Below are 18,693 nucleotides of genomic sequence, written 5' to 3'. Positions count from 1 at the left end.
GAGTATCCTATTTCATTTATTTCTTGTGAACATTTGATATTTTAAGTATCACGAAGACTGGCTTCGTGTGCACTTCCATCAAACGTCCACACTTATCGACTGTGAATTTTTAAAGAACTTTATTCGGCACTGCTTGCTGCGAAGCGTTTTGTTCGTCAGCAGAGAGATGAGATTATGCGGTGTTTCGTGCAGCTCGTCAACCCCTCGTTTTTTTCCCGCTCAACGCGCATTTTCGTGCGCCGTTTTGCGGGGAGCAGAACTATAGCAAACCCCCATCCCTGTTGGCAAGTCTTTCCCGTCGGCTGGCACCATGCTTGCTTACTAGAGCTTAAGCAACAGTGTTCGCAGGGATGGGACAACTGATTTTGCTCAAAATTTGCGCAGGTGTTACATTATGGAACACCTGCTGCAAGAGAGAGCCGTCAATAACGGCCTAACGGAGATATTGAGAACGCCATGCACCCACAGACTGCTCCAGATCTGCACAGTGCCCCTTCGTCCGCATTAGGGGCAACCTCGGCAAACGCGTGGGCGGACAAGATGCCGCTTATTATCGAAACATCGCATCAGCGCTCCCTTTCCTACGGGCTCAACCCCGAGCGCAAGCCGGACTTCAATCCGCTGGCGCGGGGTGACCTCAACGCGCTGATTGAACAGAACCGCCTGCTGCACGCCCATGCCCTGCCAGCCATGGAAACGCTGTACCAGCAAATCATCAACACCCACAACATGGTGATCCTGACCGACGCCAACGGGGTGATCGTCCACTCGCTGGGCGATGACGACTTCCTGGAAAAGGCCAACCGTGTCGCGCTGCAGCCGGGCGTCGCCTGGTCTGAGCAGAGCCGCGGCACCAACGCGATCGGCACCGCCATCGCGGAACGGGCGCCGGCTCTGGTTCACGCCGACCAGCACTACCTCTCGGCCAACCACTTCCTGACCTGCTCCGCCGCCCCCATCACCGACCACCTGGGTAATGTGATCGGTGTGCTCGACGTGTCCGGCGACCAGCGCAGTTTCCACAAGCACACCATGGCCCTGGTGCGGATGTCGGCGCTGATGATCGAAAACCAGCTGTTCTCGGCCACATTCGAAGATGCGATCACGCTGCACTTCCACGTCCGCCCCGAATTCATCGGCACGCTGATGGAAGGCATCGCATCGTTCAGCCCCGGCGGGCGCTTCCTGTCCGCCAATCGCAACGGCCTATTCCAGCTTGGCCTGTCCTATGCGGCGCTGCAGTCGCACACCTTCAGCTCCCTGTTCGGGCTGCCGGTATCGGCCCTGTATGAACATTACCGCACCGCCTCTCCTGGCTTGCTGAACCTGTGCATGCACAACGGCGTGCGCGTGTTTGGGCGCGCCCAGTTGCGCCTGTCTAACAGCGTGTTCCAACAAGCGCTAAGCGAGCCGCATGGCGGACCTGCCAACGCGGCCCAGCAGCCCAACCGCGGCGCCGGCAATGCGCGCCGCCTGTCCGGCCTGCGTTACCTGCGCACTGGCGACCCGCAGCTGGAACTGGTGATCGAAAAGGTCAGCAAGGTGCTGGGGCGCGACATTCCCATCATGATCATGGGCGAAACCGGCACCGGCAAGGAATTGCTGGCCCAGGCCATCCACAACGACTCGCCACGCGCCATGAGCCCATTCGTGGCCGTGAACTGCGCGTCGATTCCGGAAACCCTGATCGAATCCGAACTGTTTGGCTATGAAGACGGCGCCTTCACCGGCGCGCGCAAGAAAGGCGCGGCCGGCAAGATCCTGCAGGCGAACGGCGGCACGCTGTTCCTTGACGAGATCGGCGACATGCCATTCAGCCTGCAAGCCCGCCTGCTGCGAGTACTGCAGGAGCGCATGGTGACGCCACTGGGCAGCGACAAATCCATCCCCGTCAACGTGGAGCTGATCTGCGCCACCAACCACAACCTGCGCGAGCGCATGGCGCAGGGCTTATTCCGCGAAGACCTGTATTACCGGCTCAATGGACTGGTGGTGAAGCTGCCGCCGCTGCGCGAACGCACCGACCTGGAAACGGTGGTTAAAAAGATCCTGGCGTCCGAATCGGAACACGGCGGCTATGAAATCTCGCCCGAAATCCTGCACCTGTTCCGGCGCCACAAGTGGCCGGGCAACTTCCGCCAGCTCACCAACCTGCTGCGCACAGCCATCGTCATGGCGGGCGACGAGCAGGAAATCGGCCTGCGCCACATGCCCGACGACTTCCTGGACGATATCGAACAGACCCAGGCCATGGAAACCCAGACCAGCACGGCGCAAATGATCGCGACCGGCGCCAATCTGGAGGAAATGGAGCAATCCGTGATCCTGCGTTCGCTGGAGGCGAACGGCGGCAACGTGTCAGCAACGGCGCGCGCGCTTGGGGTATCGCGCAACACCATCTACCGTAAGGTACCCAACCTGAAGTAAGGGCGGCGTCACGCTGGCGGCGGAAAATGGGGCGTTTGCCAGCTGCGTCCCTGCTTATCGATGGTCATCAAGTCCACGCCGGGCAATTGGGCGGCCAGCGCGGCCGCCCGCGTTCGTCCCATCACCATGAATGCCGTGGATAGTCCGTCCGCCAGCATGGCGTTGGGCGCGAGTACGCTGACGCTGGCCAGCTCCAACGGCGAATCGCCCAGCGCCGGATCGAAGATATGATGGTGCGCGAAATCGGGCGTGAACGTGGCTTCGTAGTCGCCCGAAGTCGCCACCCCGCATCCCTCTATATACAGGGTCGTGGCCAGCGCGTCGGCGTCGCGTGGCGCGCGGATACCCAAAGTCCACGGCTGCTGGTGCTGCTTGCGGCCGCGCGCGACGAATTCCCCCGTATCGAGCAAGGCATGCTGGATGCCCCGTGCCTGCAATGCGGCCAGCGCACAATCAGCCGCATACCCCTGGGCCAGTCCGTTGAGGGTGATGGCCATGCCGGGCCGGGCCAGGCGCACGGCGTCATGGTCGAATTCCAGTCCCTGCCAGCCGACCAGCGCACGCGCGCGCGCGCGATCCACTTTGCTCGGCAGTGCACCGCGCGCGGCCGCCTCGCTGAAGACCCGCCACAGCGGCTGGACCGTGATATCGAACGCCCCGCCGCTGACCCGGGACAGGTCGTGCGCCTGCGCCAGCACCGCCAGCAACTGGGGATCCGGCTGCGCCAGCAACCCGTCGCGATTGAGCTGGAACACCTGGCTGGCCGGATTGTAAATACTCATCAACCGGTCCACCCGCTGCGCCGCGTGCAGGGCCTCCGCTATCGCCTGCCTGGCCAGACGCTCGTCGGCGTGCAGTACCGCGATCGAGATGGTGGTGCCAAACGCCAGCGCCGCGCCGCTATGCAGATGCTGGTCCGAACACAGGGCCAGCCCGCTGGCGCCCGCCAGTACGCCCATCGAAGCACATAAAAAGGTACGGCGTTTCATGATTGACCTCCGGCCATCGGCATGATGGGGATAGTGCGGCCCCGTTTGACTTCCATGATGCGCGGCGCGCACTTCTCGTCACTCTCGTAGATCACGACACAGTCCATGCACTGGAAGCACTCGGCGTAGTCGATGTCGCCAGCCGGTTTGATGGCCTGGTAATCGCAACTGTGGCGGCAGGTCTGGCACGGTTTGCCACACTCACTGCGCCGCGCGATCCACGACAACAGCCGGAACCTGCCCAGCAGCGCCAGCCCCGCGCCGAAAGGACACAGGTAGCGGCAGAAGAATTTGTAGACGACGGCGCTCGCCGCCAGCAGCGCCACGGCATAGGACACGAACGGCCAGGAACGGACAAAGCCCAGCGTGATCGAAGTCTTGAACGGCTCAAGTTCCACCAGCCGGTCGGTCCACACGGCCGAGAACAGGGTGCTGGCGAGGATCAGCGCCAGCAACACATACTTGAGGCGCTTCAAGCGCGTATCCGTCGCGCTGCGCAGGCGATACTGCGGAATGCCCAGCTTTTGCGCCGCCTTGCCGATAAACTCCTGCATGGCGCCGAACGGACATAGCCAGCCGCAGAAAGTACCGCGGCCCCACGCCAGCAGCGAGATGAACACGAACGCCCACAGCACCACCGTCATGGGATCGAACAGCATGAATTCCAGGCTGCGATGCGCCAGCAGTGCCTGCAGCACGCCGGTGATGTTGACGATCGACAGCTGCCCCTGGGCGTAATAGCCTATGAACGCAATCGTGAACACCAGGTAGCCACGCCGGAACCAGGCGAAGCGCGCGCCGTCGGCCGTCAGCCGCTTCTGCTTCACCAAAGCGATGGTCAGCACCGCCAGTCCGGCCGCCAGCGCCAGCAAGTCGACGGCGCGGCCACGCCAGATCGCCTTCCAGGATTTGTCGTTGCCCTCCGGGGCGACATAGAAGCGCTCCGGTATCCGGTATTCCATGTCGAATGCGCGCGTAATCCGCTCCGGGTACACGATGCCCTTGTTGCGGGTGATGGGCAACGAGAAGTGAAGCACGCCGGCCGGGTCCAACCCCGCTTGCGAGATCACGCGAAACGCCGTCACCGTAAAGCCGGGCAGCTGTTCACGCGCCACCGTCAATTCCAGGTCCAGGTCACGCATGTCGATCGGCAGTTCGTCCTGCTTCAGCAGCAGGCGCTCGGACAGGCTGGCGCGCACGAAGTCGTCGCCCGTCACGCTGTAGCGCCCCGAGGACATCACGAGGATGGCATGGTCGCCCTCCTCCAGCCGCCCTTTCAGTTTGCGCCAACCGCGCTCGGTGAGCAGGTTACGGCCTACCGAAGGCACGGACACACAGGCCACGTACAGGTCGATGAACAAATCATCGGGATGCGCCAGCCCTTCCGGGTCCAGCCCAGCGCCATCGCCGCCGACGAACAGCCGTTCGACGTCGCGGTTGCGCAGGCGCAGATGCTGCACCAGCCCTTCCGACTGCATGCGCAGCAAGTCCATGGTTTCGAACAGATCCGGCTTGATCCGCGCAATCTGGTCTGGATCGCGGCCCTGCGCGAAACCGAGCTTCTTGCGCGATACCTTGAGCGCCGCCGCCAGCACGCTCTGGTTGATGATGCGTACCGAGGCCGTGGCCTTCGAGACGCCGTCGATATAGGCATGCGCCGCGTCCGGGTGGCGCTCGCGCTTGCTGTTGGTCTCTATGCTGATGTTCTGCTTGAGCGACAAGCCCTTGTACTGTTTGACGAACTGGAGCAGCGGCCCCTCGCCCAGCCCGTCCAGGAATACCGGCTCGTGCTGCGACAGCACGGCCACGTCAAGAAATCCACCTTGCGGGTCGATCGCCACCAACAGATTGGGTGGCACACCCGCGAAGCCAGGCACCGGCGCCAGGTCAGCTGATTCGAACACATACGCCACCAGCTGGGTAGCCGTTGCGTTCTGCTTAAAGATAGGCCACACGGGCAAGTCCGCATCACGCTCGCCCACCATCAGCGGCGCGGGGAAGCGGCGCTCCAGCTCGGCCTTGTCCAACACCCCGGCGCGCGCCGGCGCCGCCGCCAACAACAGGGCCAGCAACGGGACCAACAGCAGGGCCAGCAGTGGGGGCGGCAACTTCGCGCTCCACATCGAAAACAAAACACGCATGGCAGTCCTATCGTCTCCTATCGCAGCGCGGCCACCAGCGCCGCGCCGCGATAAGTGCGGTGCGATCAGAAGAAGATGATGCCGCCCACGGAGACGCCGTTCATCTTCGCCTCGCCGCCGTTAAAGCCCTTGGAGCGGGTCTGGCCCACTTCACCCACCAGCGAAATGGCGCTGGTCAGCGAGTAGTACACACCAGCCGTCAGGTTGGCGTTCGACTTCAGGCCGCCCGTGCCGACGGTGTTGTCGTCGTTCTTGCTGATGCCGTAGCCCAGGCCCAGCTTGAGCTTCTCGGTTGGCTTGTAGGTCGCCTGCACGAAGTAGTTCTTCGCTTTCACGTCGCCCTGGTCCGCATCCGACAGCACGCCCAGGCCTTTGCCGCCCTGGAAGTTGGCCAACAGGCCGGCGGCGCCAGCCTGGTACGACAGGCCCAGTTCCACAGCCGACATGGTGAAGTCGCTCACGCCTGGCGTAGTGGACGAGAACTTCTGCGACTTGGCGCCCAGCCAGCCCTTGAAGCCATCGGCCGCATAGGTCAGCTGCGCCTGTACCTGCGGGCTGTTCTTGGCCGAGTAGGTGGACGCCGCCACCACCGGCGTGTCGGCTACAGGGCTCACCAGTGCGGCATCGAAGCCGATACCGGAAGCCGACTTGGGTGCGCTGTAGCCGATCTGGCCATAGTAGCCCACGTAGCTGTAGCCGGCGCCGATGTGGCCCAGCGTGACGCGGCCGCGCTGGGTGGCCTGCACTGGCGCGCCCGAACCGATCAGCGTCATGTCGCCGAAGATGGCGCCGGCGCCGAAGATGCCGTTGTCGCGACCCAGCTTGACGGTACCCATGTCGGCGTTACCGAACGTGAAGTAGGCCTGGCGCACGTCCACGCCGCTGTTGGCGGCGATGGCGCTGTCGGTGGCCGTGGCGTTGTAGATGCCGATCAGCGCCTTGACGTCGTAATCGCCCTGGCGCGAGGTGGCCGACGTCACCAGGCCGTTCGGCAGCAGGCCGTTGCCGATGGTGGTACGGTTCGATTCGCCGCCGCAGCCCACGCCCTTACTGGCCAGCGCCAGCCCACCCACGGCATCGCCGGAGCACGACACCTGCGTGTAATAGGCATTGACGATGCCGCCGACGTTGACCGTCCAGTCGCCGGCCTTGATGTCCACCGCCTGTGCCGATTGAGTACCTGCAGCTGCCAGTGCGCCCAGCAAGAAAATCTTCTTCATCACTTTCTCCATATTGTTCTAGGTTTGGTCAGACACATCACATTTGATGTAATCGTGTAATGGCAATTTGCGTGCCTGTCGCGCCACAGAGGGAGAAATGAAAAGTGCGCCGCCCGCGCTGTGCTGTATCGGATCAGCGCATGCGCGCAGTGTTCAAAATTTGACCGCAGCGGAGGATCACGGATGGCGCGCCACAAAAAAAAACTGACGGCCGAGGCCGTCAGTAAAAAGAAGCGTTCAAGCGCCAAGGGGAGACTAACCGCGCATACTATGAACGCTGCCGACGAAACTTATTTGGCGGGCAGTTTGAATACCCACACCGAACCGCCCTGCTCCAGGAAGTTGACTTTCTTGGCCACTTCGCCGCCCCACAGCGGCACCGCGCCACCCCAGCCAGACACCACGGCCACGTACTGGGTGCCACCGTCCTGCCACGTCACAGGAGGTGCGACCACGCCGGAGCCGGTCTGGAACTTCCACAGTTCCTTGCCGCTCTTGGCGTCGAGCGCCTTCAGGTAACCTTCCGGGGTACCGTAGAACACCAGGCCACCGGCGGTCGTCATCACACCGCCCCACAGTGGCGCGTTGTTCTTGACTTCCCAGACGATCTTTCCGGACTTCGGATCGACCGCGCGCATGGCGCCGATGTAGTCCTCGTTCAGTGGACGGATGGTGAAGCCCGCGCCCAGGTAAGCGCCGCCTTTCTTGTAGCTGATCGGCTCATTCCAGATGTCCATGCCCCATTCGTTGGCCGGCACGTAGAACAACTTGGTCTGCGGGCTGTAGGCCATTGGCATCTGGTTCTTCGCGCCCAGGAAGGCCGGCGCTGCGAACACGGTGCTGCCCTTCTTGCCTTCAGGTCCGGTGGTCGGATCGCTGGGGCGGTTTTCCTTCACGAAGTTGGGACGACCCGTCTTGAGGTCGATGCTGGAGGCCCAGGTGATCTTCTTCACGAACGGGAAGGCGTTCTGCAGCTTGCCGTTGTTGGCGTCGATCACATAGAAGAAGCCATTGCGGTCGGCCTTGCCGCCGTAACGCTTGCCGTCCATGTCGAAGGTGACGAATTCGTTGGCGCCGTCGAAGTCCCACGAATCGTTAGGCGTGTTCTGGTAAGCCCACTTGATCTGGCCCGTCTTCGGATCGATCGCCACGGTGGACGACGAGTACAGGTTGTCGCCGGGACGCAGGTGGCTGTTCCATGGCGCCGGATTACCGGTGCCGAAGTAAGCCAGCTTGGTGGAGGGATCGTAAGTGCCGCCCATCCAGGTCGAGGCGCCGCCGGTCTTCCACAGTTCACCCGGCCAGGTCTTGTTGACGGTGCCGGACACGCCGTTCTCGATGGCGTTGCCGTCCTTGTCGTACTTGAAGCCCATGTGGCCTTCCACCGTCGGGCGGGTCCACAGCAGCTCACCCGTCATCGGGTTGCGCGCCTCGACCCGGCCCACGATACCGAACTCGCCGCCCGATACGCCCGTCAGCAGCACGCCGTCCGCGATCAGTGGCGCCGCCGTCATCGAATAGCCGGCTGCGTAGTCGTCGATCTTTTCCTTCCATACGACCTTGCCGGTGTCCTGATCCAGCGCCACCAGTTGCGCGTCCAGCGTGCCGAAGATGACCAGATTGCCGTACAGGGCGGCGCCGCGGTTGACCACGTCGCAGCATGGCATGATGGCGTCGGGCAGACGGTGCTCATACTTCCACAGCTTGGCGCCGGTCTTCATGTCGATCGCGAAGATGCGCGAGTACGACGCGGTGACGAACATCTTGCCCTTGTAGATCACTGGCTGCGCTTCCTGGCCGCGCTGTTTCTCGCCGCCGAACGAGAACGACCATGCCGGCACCAGTTGGCCGACGTTCTTGGCGTTGATTTGCGTGAGCGTGGAAAAGCGCTGGCCTTCCGAGCCCATGCCGAACGACAGCACGCTGTCGGTGCTCTTGCTGGCGTTGTTGAGCATAGCCGTGGTGACGTCGGCGCCATGCGCCAGCGTCAGGACGCTCAAGCCGACCAGCGATGCGATAATTTTTTTCTGCACAATCTTCTCCTCTGTTCCCGTTTTTCGAATTTAGCTTCTTTGTTTTACTGCGTGCTACTCCGCGCTGTTGAGCACCGCCAGCTCCTCGTCCGTGAACAGGCGCGAGCGGGTCAGGAAGCGCTTTCCGGTACCGTTATCGAGCGAGAACATGCCGCCGTTCCCGTCCACCACATCGATGATCAGCTGCGTGTGCTGCCAGTACTCAAACTGTTCCAGTCCCATGTAGAACGGCGTGCCATCCAGGTTGCCGAGATACACGTCCGTGTCGCTGAGGTTGAAGTCCCCGGCGCCGTAGCACATCGGCGCGCTGCCGTCGCAACATCCGCCGGACTGGAAAAACATCAGCGGACCATGCTGGCGGCGCAAGCTCGCCAGGAATTCCAGTGCCGCCGGAGTGGCGGTCACGCGGGCGATGGCATTGTTCATGGGCTTCCTTTCGCAATCCCGGCGCGCGAGCGGCGCCGGGACTTCATCAAGCGCTTAGAAGAAACCGAGCGCGTTCGGGCTGTAGCTGACCAGCAGGTTCTTGGTCTGCTGGTAGTGGTCCAACATCATCTTGTGGTTTTCGCGGCCGATACCGGACTGCTTGTAACCACCGAACGCGGCGTGCGCTGGGTACAGGTGGTAGCAGTTGGTCCACACGCGGCCAGCCTGGATGGCGCGGCCGACACGGAAGGCACGCGAACCGTCACGGGTCCACAGGCCGGCGCCCAGGCCGTACAGCGTGTCGTTGGCGATGGCCAGCGCTTCGGCTTCATCCTTGAAGGTGGTGACCGACACCACCGGGCCAAAGATCTCTTCCTGGAAGATGCGCATCTTGTTGTTGCCCTTGAAGACGGTAGGACGGACGTAGAAGCCGCCTTCCAGCTCGCCCGCCTGGGCGCTGCGCGCACCGCCGGCCAGCAACTCGGCGCCTTCCTGTTTGCCGATATCCATGTAGGACAGGATTTTCTCCAGCTGTTCCTGCGATGCCTGGGCGCCGATCATGGTCGACGCATCGAGCGGGTTGCCCTGCTTGATGGCGGCCACGCGGGCCAGCGCGCGCTCGATGAACTTCTCGTAGATCGATTCCTGGATCAGCACGCGCGATGGGCAGGTGCACACTTCGCCCTGGTTCAGCGCGAACATGGCGAAACCTTCCAGGCACTTGTCGAAGAAGGCGTCATCCGCTTCCATCACGTCTTCGAAGAAGATGTTGGGCGACTTGCCGCCCAGTTCCAGGGTGACGGGAATGAGGTTCTGCGCGGCGTATTGCATGATCAGGCGGCCGGTGCCCGTTTCGCCCGTGAAGGCGATCTTGGCGATGCGCTTGCTCGATGCCAGCGGCTTGCCGCACTCCAGGCCGAAGCCGTTGACCACGTTCAGCACACCAGGTGGCAGCAGGTCGCCGATTACTTCCAGCAGCACCATGATCGAAGCCGGGGTTTGCTCGGCCGGTTTCAGCACCACACAGTTACCGGCGGCCAGCGCGGGCGCCAGCTTCCACACGGCCATCAGGATAGGGAAGTTCCAGGGGATGATCTGGCCGACCACGCCCAGCGGCTCATGGAAGTGGTAGGCATAGGTTTCGGAGTCGATCTGCGCGACCGAGCCTTCCTGGGCGCGGATGCAGCCGGCGAAGTAGCGGAAGTGGTCGATCGCCAGCGGGATGTCGGCGGCCATGGTTTCGCGGATCGGTTTGCCGTTGTCGATCGTCTCGGCGGTGGCGATCAGCTTCAGGTTCGCTTCCATGCGGTCGGCGATGCGGTTCAGGATGTTGGCGCGCTCGGCCGGCGAGGTCTTGCCCCAGGCAGCCTTGGCGGCGTGGGCGGCGTCCAGCGCCAGTTCCACGTCCGCTTCGGTGGAACGGGCGATTTCGCAGAAGACCTGGCCCGTGATGGGCGTGATGTTACCGAAATATACCCCATTGACCGGCGCTACCCATTTGCCGCCGATGTAGTTGTCGTAGCGTGCTTTGAATGGGCTGGCGACGCCAAGTTTGCTGATATCCGCGAGATTCATGTCATCCTCTTTCTGCTGTGGTTATGGGACCGTTCCGTAACGGCGTTGGTAAGGCACATGCTCCTATTCGCAAACACCGTGCCAGCACCTTCAACCAGCCCCGCCGCAGGGCTGCGCCACAGTGCGGGAGAGCGATTCGGGCCGCCGCCGGGGTGGCGCTGGGCCGGCGCCGCGTTGTCACACCTGTTCAGGTTTGGAACAGGTGTGACACAGGCCCTGTGCTCCTGGTGGATCACTAGCGGATCACTAGCGGATCACCACGCCCCAAGGTAGTTGGCCAACGGCGATATCGGCCCGCTTGGTGGCGCTGGCCGTGTCGATCGCCGAGACGCTGTTGGAGCGGCCATTGGCCACGTACAGTGTGGCGCCATCGGCCGTCAACGCCATGTTCCACGGCCGCTTGCCCACAGCGATGGTGTGGACCACCGCATTGGTGGCCGTATCGATCACCATCACGCTACCGTCGATGCCGTTGGAGACATAGACGTGCGCCCCGTCCGGGCTGACGGCGATGCCGTTCGAATTCTTCCCGGCCGGGATCTGTGCCACCGCCTTGCGCTGGGCCATGTCGATCACGAACACCGTGTTTACCAGTTCACACGCCACGTAGGCCAGCCGGCCGTCGGGCGAGAAGCCCATGCCGCGCGGGCGGCGCCCCACCGCCACCGTGCCCACCTGGCGCCGGGCCGCCACATCGATCACGTCGACTTGCTCGGCCTCCTCCGCGCTCACCAGCAGCCAGCGGCCGTCCGGACTGAACACGGCGTGCTCGGGATTCTTGCCTTGCACCTTGATATCTGCGAGCACCTGGCCATCGGCCGCGCTGATCAAGGTCACGCTGTTGCTCTCCTCGACCGCCACCGCCACCAGCGTACCGTCGGCCGAGGCATACACCCCCTCCGGCGACTTACCCAGCGCGATGGTGCGCACGGTGGCGCCACTGGCGGTGTCGATCACCAGCAAGGTGTTACTGACGGCGTCCGTCACGAACAGCTGGCGTCCCGCCGGGTCGGCGGCGATGCCGCGCGGACGTTTGCCGGCCGCGATTTCGCGCACCACGGTACCGCTGGCCACATCGATCACGCTGACACTGGAGGATTTCTCGTTCGGCACGTAGGCGAACGGCGCCGCTTGCACCTGCGCGCACAGCAGCGACAGGGCGAATAAAGTGGAGGTTTTCACGGTACGGCCTTTCATCGAATGTTGATCGGACTTTGATCGGATATTGAGCGGATGCGCGCGATCGCGCGCGTGCGCGGTTCATCATGCAATCGGCGTGCCACGGTGGGTGAGGCGGCATCGCGGCATGGCAGGCAAATTGCTTTCATGAAAGGGCAGACCTGCTGGCGCGCCGCGCCTGGAGCAGGCGTGACCCGTCAAACACTATGGAGACCAGAACATGAAACACCCTACCTTCCGACTCAACGCCGTCGCCGCGCTGTTCGCGGCCGGCAGCGCACTGGCGCCGCAGGCCTTCGCCGCCACGGCCGCCCCCGCGCTCGACGCCGACACCGGTGCCGTGAGCGACGTGGTGGTCATCAGCGGCAACCGCGCCGGCCATACCAGCTTCGAGCTGCCAGCCGCGCTCGACGTGGTGGACACGGCCCGCCTGCGCGACAGCCAGGCCCGCATCAACGCATCGGAAGCGCTGGTGGCCGTACCCGGCCTGGTGGTGCAAAACCGCCAGAACTACGCGCAAGACCTGCAGATTTCCTCGCGCGGCTTTGGCGCCCGTTCCGCCTTCGGTGTGCGCGGCGTGCACCTGGTGGCCGACGGCATCCCCGCCAGCATGCCGGATGGCCAGGGCCAGGCCGCCACCTTCAACCTCGACATGGCGGACCACATCGAAGTGCTGCGCGGCCCCTTCTCGGCCCTGTATGGCAACCACTCGGGCGGCGTGATCCAGCTGGTCACCCGCGACGGCGAAGGTGCGCCATCGGTCGAAATGAACCTCACCGGCGGCAGCGACGGCGCGCGCAAGGTGGACTTGAACGCGCAGGGTAAATCGGCCGGCGTCGGCTACGTGCTCGACGCCTCGCGCTTCGACACCGACGGCTACCGCGCCCACAGCGCCGCCCGGCGCGACCAGGCCTATGCCAAGCTGACGCTGGCCCCCATGGCCGGCGCCAAACTGAGCATCGTCGCCAACGGACTGCGCCAGGACGACACCCAGGACGCGCTGGGCGTGACCTGGGCCACCTTCCAGCGCGACCCGCGCGCCGGCGAGATCGACGCCACCGACACCCAATCGCCCAAGCGCACGCTGGCTGACCGCTACAACACCCGCAAGAGCATCCACCACCAGCAGGCCGGCGCCGTGTGGGAACAGGCTTTTGGCGACGACCGCCTGCGCGCCACCGTCTACGGCGGCAACCGCGACGTGATCCAGTACCAGGCATTTTCCAAAGCCTTCCAGGCACCGGCCAGCCATTCCGGCGGCGTGGTCGACTTCGAGCGCAATTTCCATGGCACGGACCTCAACTGGCTGCACGTGAACCAGCTGGCCGGCGGCAAACTCAGTACTACCTTCGGCATTGAATACGGCCATTCCAGCGACGCGCGCCAAGGCTTTGAAAACTTCATCGGCACCCAGTTCGGCGTGAAAGGCAAGCTGCGGCGCGACGAGGACGACATCGTCTCCAATGTCGATCCCTACCTGCAGGCGGAATGGCAGTCCGGCCCGTGGCTGGCGACGGCGGGCCTGCGCCACAGCCGCGTGAAGGTGGAAGTGGACGACCACTTCCTCAGCAACGGCAATGACAGCGGCAGCCTGAGCTACAGCCACACCACGCCGGTACTGGGACTGCTGTACCAGGTGTCGCCCAAGCTGAACGTGTACGGCAGCGCCGCGCGCGGCTTCGAGACACCCACCCTCAATGAGCTGTTCTACTCGGGCACGGGCGCCGGCTTCAACTTCAATTTGAAGGCGGCCAACAGCACCCACCTGGAAGCGGGCATCAAGGCCCAGGCAATGGAGAACACGCGCGTCAACGCCGCCCTGTTCCAGGTCCGCACCAGCGACGAACTGGTGGTCGACAGCTCGGTGGGCGGCCGCACCAGCTACCGCAACGGCGGCAGCACGCTGCGCCAGGGCGCCGAACTGTCGCTCGATTCCAGCTGGCGCTATGGCCTGAGCACGCGCCTGGCGCTGACCACGCTGCGCGCCGTGTACGACCAGGCCTTTGGCACCGTCAAGCAAGGCAGCCGCCTGCCCGGTGTGCCGAATGCGAACATGTACCTGGAACTGGCGTGGGCCGACAGCAGTGGCCACCTGGGCGCCGCGCTGGAAGGCGTGGCCAGTGGCCGCATCTACGCGGAAGATGCCAACGCCGAACAGCCCGCGCCCGGCTATGGCATCCTGAATGCCCGCGTCACGGCCAAGCAGGAATGGCAAGGCTGGACCTTCAAGCAGTTCCTGCGCGTGAACAACCTGCTCGACAAGACCTATGTGGGTTCGGTGATCGTGGGCGACACCAACAAGCGCTATTACGAAGCCGCCCCGGGTCGCAACTGGCTGATGGGCGCCAGCGCACGCTACGGCTTCTGACCGCGATTAGAAGTGATAGCGCAACCCGGCCACCACTGAGCGTGGTGCGCCGGGTGCCACGAAGTGGACTGGCGCCGCCTGCACCGCGCCATCCAACGGTTGCAGCAGCCTGCCGTTCGGGAACATATCGGGCGCCACGGCGCCAAAGGTTTCGTAACGGCGGTTGGTGACGTTGTTGACGCGCGCGTACAGTTCCCAACGCTGGGTGGGGTGATAGTTCATATGCAGCCCAAGCGTCGCGTAGCCGCGAATGCGCAAGTCGGCCGATTGCGGCGCCTGTCCCTCCTGCGCATCCGCGATCAAGCCATCCTCATTGCCCTGCGTGAGCAGATCCGACCTGGCCACCAGTTCCGCGCCCACGGTCAACGCCGGGGTGGCGCGCCAGTCCAGGCCCAGCTTGAACGTATGCCGGGGCAGACCGGCGATGCGCGTGCCGGCCGCCACCTGCACGTTGCGCGCGCCCGTGAACAGGGTACCGTCGGCGTCGTACACGGCTTGCAGATAACTGTAGCTGAGGCGCGCCGTTACATCGCCCAACTGGCCGGTGGCGCTCAGGTCCGCGCCCTGGTGGCGGGTGCGCTTGAAATTGGAGAAGTAGCCTTGCTGGGTAGTGCCCGCGCTGCGGAACAGGATATCGTCCTGGTTGACGGTGCGGTAAACGGACAGCGTGGCGCTGGCGCCATGGCCCGCCTGCCAGCGCGCGCCCGCCTCGATGGTGCGCGACACCACCTGCTTCAGGTAGGGATCGGACTGCAGGCCGACCGGCAGCCGGCACGGCAGTTCGGGATCGGCGCAACCCAGTTCGATCACGGTCGGCACGCGGGTGCTCTGCGACCAGTTGGCCAGCAGCGATACCCCGCTGCCCGCGTCATGCGCGACACCGATGGCGGGATTGAGCTTTTGATAGGTGAACGCTTCCGGCGCCTGCGCGGTGCCGGCGTTGACCAGTGTATTGGCCACGCGCGCCCGGTTGTAGCGCGCGGACGCTGTGACATGCGTATCAGGAGTCACGCTCCACGTATCCGAGCCATACAGGCCCACGGTGTGGGTGCTGCCGGAGACGGACGATGTGGCCTCGCGCCCGGCGGCGGAATCAGCCAGCACGCCACGGTCGGGTGTGAAGTAGGCCAATTGTTCGTACTGGGCGAAACTGACGCTGCTGCGGTCGAAGGTCAGGCCGGCCAACAGCTTGTGCGCCGCCACATCCCGACGCAGGTTGACGCTCGCGCCCTGGCTGTTCTGGCGGGTGCGGGTGGTATTGAATGAGGCCGGATGCAGCCGCGCGGCGGAGGCACGGTCGTAGCCACAAGTGTCCGGCTGCGCGGCGCTGCCATCGGCCAGGAAGCCGGCGCCGCAATCGGCCACATAGTCGCCGTAAGCTTCACTGATGTCGCCGTTGACGGTGTCGCGCCGGCTGTTGCGCGCATAGGCGTTGGCCGACAACTCACCCGCCTCGCCCAGGTCATGGATCAGGGTGAACACGGCCTGGTGCAAGCGGTTGCGCGTCTCGTCGGCATAAGTGTAGATGGAACGGCGGTTCGTTTCGTACAAGCCCTGGCCATTCTCGTCGCTGCGGTAACTGGGCAACAGGCCATTGCCCACCAGGCTGCTGCTGCCGCCCAACAGCGCAAGGTTCCATTCGCTGGCACCGCTGGTGCCGCCCAATTTGAGGTAGAGGTTACCAAGCCGGCCATTCGAGTGTTCGCGCCAGCCTTGGTCATTGAACAGCGTCGCGGCGACGAAAGCATGCCACGATTGCTCGCCGCTGTAGCCATAGGCCAGGTCGGTGCGGCGTTGGCCACTGCTGGCGTCGGACACGCTGACGTCCAATCCAGGGTAGGTCTTGCCGGACTTGCTGTTCAGCGCAAGCGCGCCGCCCAACGAATTCAAGCCGTACAGCGGGTTGGAACCGGGCGCCAGCAGCACACTGCCGATGGCCGCTTCCGGCACCATATCCCAATTGACGACATCACCAAACGGCTCATTCACCCGCACACCGTCCAGATAGACGGAAATGCCTTGCGAGCTGCCCAGCACCGGCGAAGCGCGGAAGCCGCGAAACGTCACGTCATTCTGAAACGGGCTGCCGGAGATTTCATTGATCCCCACGCCCGTCAGCGTGCGGGCCATGAACTCGCTCAGGTTCTCGCCCGCCGCTTGCCGCACGTCGCGCGACGATGCCGTCTGCACCGCATAGGGCAGCAGATCACGGTCGATGCCCAGGCCAGGCAAGGGCGCCACGCCAACTACATTGATCGAGGCCAGCGCCAACGCCGATCCCACCGCCAGCTCCGGCAACGATTGCTGCGCCGTCGAAGCGCCCTGCTCCGCACTGGCCGCCGCCGTCACCAGTGCCAGCGCCACGGCTGTCGCCAGCCGCGTGCGCCGCGGCACCGGGTTCACGGTTGCACCAGATGCACGCCGTATTTGGCAAAGATGGCTTGCAGCTCGCCGCTGCTGCGCAAGTCGTTCATGGCCGACTGCAGCAGCTTGGCCACTTCTACATCATCCTTGCGCACGGCCATGCCCACCGCCCAGCCGGCGCGCGGCAGCCGCTGGAAATTGACTTCATCGAGCGGGAACGCGGGATCGCTCTTGAACGACGCTTCGATCTCCGAACGATTGGCCAGCACGGCGTCGACCTTGCCCGCCTTGAGCTGTTCCATCGCCTGTTCCGCTGTGTCGAAAATGCGCACATTGTCGCGGAATCGGCCATTGCCTTCACCCAGCAACACCATGCCCGCGATCGACACCTTTTCAACGCCGATGGTTTTACCTGTCAGCGAATCGAGGCCGGTGTAGGTGGGGATACTCTTGGCGCTGCGCACCAGGCGCACCGCCTCCACGTGATACGGCGCGAAGATGCGGACCTTGTCGTTCTCGTTCATCAGTTTGGGCTCCACCGGCACGTGCAGCAGCACGTCGGCGGGGCCGTAACCCATGTAGTGCCCCTTCCAGACCATGTTGCGCAGATCGTCGTTCAGCGCTTCGCCGGCGGGGAATGGCAGCAGGCTGAGTTTGAGGCCCAGCTTGTGCGCCAACGCCTCGGCCACATCGACATCGATACCGGCGCTATGGTCGGAAAAAGGCGCGAAGTCGTTGTACACCGCCACCTTGAGCGAGCCCGATTGCTGGATCTTGGTCCAGTCAGCACGCGCAGGCGAAGCGGCGCACATCAACACACCAGCCAGGGCCATCGTCGCGCTTGTGGCGCGCATGGAAAACTTGAACATGAGAGCACCTCGGAATCAAAAACGACCTATCGGAACGACTGGAACCGCGGGACTTATTTCACTTCCCGGCGATCTTCCAGGTAGGTCTTGATGGCCCACATGGCTTCCTGGTTGAACACCCCTTCGAATGGGGGCATGTAGACGGCGCCGTTACGCACCTTGCCGTGGCGGATCGAGGTCAGGAAGTAGTTATCCGTCTCCTTGTAGCAGGCTTGCTTCTTCTTGTCGTTCTTGATGTCGAAGCAGTCGCGATCGAGCTTGCGCAGATCCGGTGCGATGCCGCCCGTGATGGCTTCCAGGCCGTGGCAGCGGGCGCAGTTCTGGTTATAGGCGGAGCTGCCAATCTTCAGGGCCAGCTTGTTGCCGCGGTACGGGTTCTGGTCCAGCCACTTGTCACCGACGGACGGCAGGCCAGTGGTATCGACAGCCTGCGGCGTGACGTTGCCGTGGGCGTAAGCGATCATGGAAGTGAGAGCGGCCGTTGCGAAAGCGGCGCCAGCGAACAGGGTGCGAATTGGATGGTGCATGATGGTCTCCTACCGTTTTGAAATGACTAATATCAAGGTAGTGAGCAATTGCCGTGCCATGCGCTTACCGGGTCATTTGCCGGGCAGTTCCAGAGGAAGGAGGGCTAGCGTTGTCCCATATTGGGACAGGTGTGACATGTGACAGGCAAGTGTTGAATACTTGGGCAGCTGCGTATGCTTCAGGCGAAAAAAAACCCCACCGACACATGTCAGCGGGGTTTTTTCATTATAACTAGCTTGACGATAACCTACTTTCACACTGGTTGCAGCACTATCATCGGCGCAGAGTTGTTTCACGGTCCTGTTCGGGATGGGAAGGGGTGGGACCAACTTGCTATGGTCATCAAGCATAACTTGTACAGCTTATTGCTCCCAACTGGGCAGCAACAGCTCGAATCTGGAAGAAGAAGTATAAACGATTTATGCCGTTTATACAAGAGTAAAGATCGGGGTAATGAAGTTGTATCAACGAACGTTACAACGCACTTCTCATTCACCACAACCTGCTAAGGTTATAGGGACAAGCCGTACGGGCAATTAGTATCAGTTAGCTTAATGCATTACTGCACTTCCAC

The 18,693-nt window shown here is 63.3% G+C and carries 12 protein-coding genes and 1 rRNA gene; 2 read left to right on the top strand and 11 right to left on the bottom strand.

The genetic code is table 11. The annotated features are described in order from the left end of the window. The first annotated feature begins 456 nt into the window (after positions 1-456). The gene (locus tag H3H39_RS27165) at positions 457-2,427 is read left to right on the top strand and encodes a sigma-54-dependent Fis family transcriptional regulator (protein ID WP_182157667.1); all 1,971 of its coding nucleotides are present in this window, start codon (positions 457-459) and stop codon (positions 2,425-2,427) included. Between the two features lie 8 nt (positions 2,428-2,435). On the opposite strand, the gene H3H39_RS27160 is transcribed toward H3H39_RS27165, so the two are convergent. The 7 genes from H3H39_RS27160 to H3H39_RS27130 all read right to left on the bottom strand — a co-directional run bounded on the left by H3H39_RS27160 (position 2,436) and on the right by H3H39_RS27130 (position 11,993). Next, complete coding sequence (locus H3H39_RS27160) at positions 2,436-3,416, bottom strand: FAD:protein FMN transferase (RefSeq protein WP_182157666.1); 981 nt, start codon at positions 3,414-3,416, stop codon at positions 2,436-2,438. Further along, positions 3,413-5,524 (bottom strand): 4Fe-4S binding protein, encoded by a 2,112-nt coding sequence (locus H3H39_RS27155; protein WP_229218347.1) that lies wholly within the window; start codon positions 5,522-5,524, stop codon positions 3,413-3,415. The genes H3H39_RS27160 and H3H39_RS27155 overlap by 4 nt, the downstream gene beginning before the upstream one ends. A 98-nt stretch (positions 5,525-5,622) precedes the next feature. Further along, the gene (locus tag H3H39_RS27150) at positions 5,623-6,777 is read right to left on the bottom strand and encodes a porin family protein (RefSeq protein WP_182157665.1); all 1,155 of its coding nucleotides are present in this window, start codon (positions 6,775-6,777) and stop codon (positions 5,623-5,625) included. Positions 6,778-7,067: 290 nt separating this feature from the next. Further along, the gene (locus tag H3H39_RS27145) at positions 7,068-8,768 is read right to left on the bottom strand and encodes a PQQ-dependent methanol/ethanol family dehydrogenase (protein ID WP_375540463.1); all 1,701 of its coding nucleotides are present in this window, start codon (positions 8,766-8,768) and stop codon (positions 7,068-7,070) included. Between the two features lie 96 nt (positions 8,769-8,864). Further along, a complete protein-coding gene (locus H3H39_RS27140; RefSeq protein ID WP_182157663.1) occupies positions 8,865-9,236 on the bottom strand; it encodes a DUF779 domain-containing protein in 372 nt (123 codons plus the stop codon). 54 nt (positions 9,237-9,290) lie between these two features. Further along, positions 9,291-10,811: an aldehyde dehydrogenase gene (gene adh, locus H3H39_RS27135; protein WP_182157662.1), complete on the bottom strand. Its 1,521-nt coding sequence runs from the start codon at positions 10,809-10,811 to the stop codon at positions 9,291-9,293. Between the two features lie 246 nt (positions 10,812-11,057). Beyond that, complete coding sequence (locus H3H39_RS27130; RefSeq protein WP_311196997.1) at positions 11,058-11,993, bottom strand: beta-propeller fold lactonase family protein; 936 nt, start codon at positions 11,991-11,993, stop codon at positions 11,058-11,060. A gap of 217 nt (positions 11,994-12,210) precedes the next feature. Between H3H39_RS27130 and H3H39_RS27125 the strand changes: the two genes are divergently transcribed. Continuing rightward, positions 12,211-14,358, top strand: coding sequence for a TonB-dependent receptor family protein (locus tag H3H39_RS27125; RefSeq protein ID WP_182157660.1), 2,148 nt, complete (start codon positions 12,211-12,213; stop codon positions 14,356-14,358). Between the two features lie 6 nt (positions 14,359-14,364). Here H3H39_RS27125 and H3H39_RS27120 read toward each other — a convergent pair whose 3' ends face one another. From H3H39_RS27120 to rrf, 4 genes are all read right to left on the bottom strand, one after another. After that, positions 14,365-16,761, bottom strand: a complete 2,397-nt coding sequence (locus H3H39_RS27120) for a TonB-dependent receptor (protein WP_311196996.1) — start codon at positions 16,759-16,761, stop codon at positions 14,365-14,367. After that, positions 16,758-17,591 carry a substrate-binding periplasmic protein gene (locus H3H39_RS27115; RefSeq protein ID WP_229218345.1) on the bottom strand — a complete coding sequence of 278 codons (834 nt, stop codon included), beginning with the start codon at positions 17,589-17,591 and terminating at the stop codon, positions 16,758-16,760. The genes H3H39_RS27120 and H3H39_RS27115 overlap by 4 nt, the downstream gene beginning before the upstream one ends. 53 nt (positions 17,592-17,644) lie before the next feature. Further along, entirely contained in the window at positions 17,645-18,118 is a 474-nt protein-coding gene (pedF, locus tag H3H39_RS27110; protein WP_182157659.1) for a cytochrome c-550 PedF, read from the bottom strand. A gap of 235 nt (positions 18,119-18,353) precedes the next feature. Then, positions 18,354-18,466, bottom strand: a 5S ribosomal RNA gene (rrf, locus tag H3H39_RS27105). Positions 18,467-18,693 lie beyond the last annotated feature (227 nt).

This window comes from Rugamonas apoptosis (assembly GCF_014042355.1).
GTDB lineage: Bacteria > Pseudomonadota > Gammaproteobacteria > Burkholderiales > Burkholderiaceae_D > Rugamonas > Rugamonas apoptosis.
Note: the sequence above shows the minus strand (reverse complement) of the source record. Positions and strands in the feature narration are given on the sequence as shown.